Raw genomic sequence first — 3415 nt, 5'->3', positions numbered from 1 at the left:
GAAATACTTCGACGAGCACCGTTCGTCGCCTTACCTCGTCCAACGCGCGGCCGTGATCGCGCGGCGCATGGGCGCAGCCGAAGTGCCACGTTGATCTCGTCGTGGGCGCTCGCCGTTCGCGATCCCCGTCAAGTTCATTTGTGCAGGAGTCGATGCTGGAGTCGGCTCGCGAAACGAAGCTCAAGTGTGTCGCTTCGCCGATTCTTTCTGAACGCTCGCGACCAACCGACTGAAATCCCAATACATGGGCTGGCGATTCACATGTTGGACGGCCCCGAAGTGGCGACTACAATCAGGCGAAACGCTGGCCGCTTTGAGCTTTTGCGCTCGTCCGTGACGACGAGAAATTGAGGCCTATGGACGTTCACCTGCAAGGAGACGCAGTATGACGGTTCCAGATTCAGCCACAGATACGACCGATACATCGGATTCACCTGAGTCGGCATTGGATGCGACGCTCGCGGCCTTACGGGCCGCATCGGCCGGCGCCAACCTGAGCCACAGGGGCACGCCGCTCGACATCGCCGGGCAGCAGGCGGGCACGCAGACGCTCTTGCGCGGACTGGCGATCCTCGAGGCCGCGGCAACGAGCGCACATGACATGCGCGCATTTGCTGCCATGCTCGGCACGACGCGCAGCACTACGCACCGGCTCGTCAACAGTCTCGTTCAGGCACGCTATCTGCGCCACACGCCGAAAGGCTACCGGCTCGGGCCCAAGCTCGTCGAGCTCGGCACGATTGCGCTGGAGCAGATGCCGCTCACGGGCGTGGCGCGTCCCCATCTCGAGCGGCTCGCGCAAGTGACGCTCGACACGATTCACCTCGGCGTGCGCGACGGCGACGACGTCCTTTACCTCGACAAGATCCCGGGCCAACGTGGGCTCGAAATCCCCTCGCGGATCGGCCATCGAATGTCGCTTGCATCAACCGCCATCGGCAAGGCGCTGATGCTCGACTTGAAGCCGCAAGACTGGGACGTGCTCTTCGAGGCGTCGCGAGGCGCTACCGCGTGCGAGCGGTTCAAGCCTGACGCACGGCGCGACAAGCCGCTCTTCCTGCATCGGATGGTGCGCTATGCTGCAGGCGACTTTACGTTCGACATGGAGGAGAACGAGGCGTCGATCTACTGCGTCGCAGCACCCGTGCGCGATGCAACGGGGGCCATCATCGCGGCGATCTCGGTCGCGAGCACGGCGCCGTACATGTCCCTCGAGCGGATGGAGGAACTCGTCCCGATCGTGCAGAGCGAGGCCCGCGGTATTTCCGAGGAGCTTGGGTGGGCGGCTTCTCACCACACGAGACGCATGAGGCGATAACGGCGAGCCGCCGGCATCGCGCATGACGCCCGGGAACCGCGGTTGCACTGCCACCCGAATGTGACCGAGAGCGTGGTGGTACATGATGCAGCCGCTCGGTGGCAAGCGTTGAGGCGTCGGAGCGGCCATTGTGACAGCACGTTTGGCCGGCATCGACGCAGGCGTCTGCAATAGGCAAGGAGACACACGATGACGCTACCCGATCATCCGGAACCAGGCCCGTTTGCATCCTACCCGAGCCTTGTCGACCGTACGGTATTCATCACCGGCGGGGCGAGCGGCATCGGCGCATCGTTAGTCACGCATTTCGCGCAGCAGGGCGCACGCGTCGCGTTTTGCGACATCGACACAACCTCCGGCGAGGCGCTTTCCGATGCGCTCGGCGAGGCGCGCACGAAGCCGCTGTTTCTTGCTTGCGATGTGATCGACATCGCGGCACTTCGAGCGGCCATCGCCGACGCGCGAAGCACGCTCGGCCCGATCGTCGTGCTCGTCAACAACGCCGCGAACGACGAGCGGCACTCGATTGGGCAAGTCACGCCCGAATCGTTCGACGTCGGCATCGCAGTCAATTTGCGGCATCAGTTCTTCGCTGCGCAAGCGGTCATCGACGATATGAAAACGCACGGCGGCGGCTCGATCATCAACCTCGGCTCGATCAGCTGGATGTTGAAGAACGGCGGTTATCCTGTCTACGTAGCGGCCAAGGCGGCGACCGCCGGGCTCACACGTGGCCTCGCACGCGATCTGGGCCCATTCGGTATCCGTGTGAACACACTCGCCCCAGGCTGGGTGATGACTGAAAAGCAGCGATATTTGTGGCTGGACGAAGGGGGGCTCTCGGCACTGAAGGCGGGCCAGTGCCTCGATGGGGAGCTGCTGCCCGACGACATCGCGCGCATGGCGCTCTTTCTTGCGGCAGATGACAGCCGGATGGTGACGGCGCAGGATTTCATCGTCGATGGCGGCTGGGCGTAATCCGCCACGCGACGCAGTTTAAAATACGCACCTTTTCGACGATGACGGGCGTTCCGGCGCTTTCTCACCTCATGTCTTCTACTTCTTCCTTCGTCCAAACGCTCAACGAGGCATGGCGCCGCACGAATTCGCTCCTTTGCGTCGGCCTTGATCCTGAGCCAACGCGTTTTCCCGGAGCACTTGCGCACCGTAGCGACGCGATTTTCGACTTCTGTCGCGCGATTGTCGATGCGACGGCACCCTACGCCTCTTCGTTCAAACCGCAAATCGCGTACTTCGCGGCCCATCGCGCCGAGGACCAGCTCGAAGCGCTGATCGCCCACATCCACGCGACGCACCCCGGCTTGCCTGTCATTCTCGATGCCAAGCGCGGCGATATCGGCAGCACAGCTGAACAATACGCCCGCGAGGCGTTCGAGCGTTACCGAGCCGATGCCGTGACGGTCAATCCGTACATGGGCTTTGACTCGATCGAGCCGTACCTCGCGCATGCGGGCAAGGGCGTGATCGTGCTGTGCCGGACATCGAATGCGGGCGGCTCAGACCTGCAGTTTCTCGACGTCGGCGGCCACCCGCTCTACCAGACGGTCGCGCGGCTCGCCGCCGAGAAGTGGAACGCGAGCGGCGAGCTGTCGCTCGTCGTCGGCGCGACGTTTCCAAAGGAGATCGAGGCAGTGCGCAGCATCGTCGGCGACATGCCGCTGCTGATTCCGGGCATCGGCGCGCAAGGCGGCGATGTTGAAGCGACGGTGCGGGCAGGCCGTACGGCAGAGAGTACGGGCATGATGATCAACTCGTCGCGCGCGATCCTCTATGCCGGCAAAGGCGACGATTTCGCGCAAGCGGCAGCGCGCGCCGCACAGGAAACACGCGACAAGATCAACCTTTACCGCTAGGCAAACGCCCGGAGCGGTATTCGGTTCTCGATCCTTGGGGTGCTTGAGCGCCGGCCACGATGGCGGCGCTCAGTGCTCTTTCTCTTCCAGCAGCACAAGCAGGCCGCGCAAGGCGTGCACCGCGGCCTGCACGCGGATCTGTTCCCGATCGCCTTTGAAGACCAGCGTCTCGACGGAGGTGTGAAGCCGGTTGCTCCAGGCGAAAGAGACCATCCCGACGGGT

General features: G+C 63.5%; 4 protein-coding genes and 1 pseudogene. 4 read left to right on the top strand and 1 reads right to left on the bottom strand.

Features of this window, described 5'->3' with window-relative positions; genetic code table 11:
- The 4 genes and pseudogenes from VL598_RS04915 to pyrF form a co-directional block, all read left to right on the top strand.
- Nucleotides 1–94 (top strand): annotated as a pseudogene (locus VL598_RS04915) (monofunctional biosynthetic peptidoglycan transglycosylase); the annotation flags it as partial.
- A 291-nt stretch (nt 95–385) separates the two neighbouring features.
- Nucleotides 386–1318, top strand: coding sequence for an IclR family transcriptional regulator (locus tag VL598_RS04910; RefSeq protein WP_325325572.1), 933 nt, complete (start codon nt 386–388; stop codon nt 1316–1318).
- A gap of 189 nt (nt 1319–1507) precedes the next feature.
- Nucleotides 1508–2296 carry an SDR family oxidoreductase gene (locus VL598_RS04905; RefSeq protein ID WP_325325571.1) on the top strand — a complete coding sequence of 263 codons (789 nt, stop codon included), beginning with the start codon at nt 1508–1510 and terminating at the stop codon, nt 2294–2296.
- A gap of 71 nt (nt 2297–2367) precedes the next feature.
- Nucleotides 2368–3192, top strand: a complete 825-nt coding sequence (gene pyrF / locus VL598_RS04900; protein ID WP_325325570.1) for an orotidine-5'-phosphate decarboxylase — start codon at nt 2368–2370, stop codon at nt 3190–3192.
- Between the two features lie 69 nt (nt 3193–3261).
- Here pyrF and VL598_RS04895 read toward each other — a convergent pair.
- A partial coding sequence (locus tag VL598_RS04895) for a CinA family protein (protein ID WP_325325573.1) occupies nt 3262–3415 on the bottom strand: 154 nt, incomplete at its 5' end.

The sequence above is a fragment of the Trinickia sp. genome (assembly GCF_035492435.1).
In the GTDB taxonomy this organism is placed as follows: Bacteria; Pseudomonadota; Gammaproteobacteria; order Burkholderiales; family Burkholderiaceae; genus Trinickia.
This window is presented reverse-complemented; position numbering and strand designations above follow the sequence as displayed.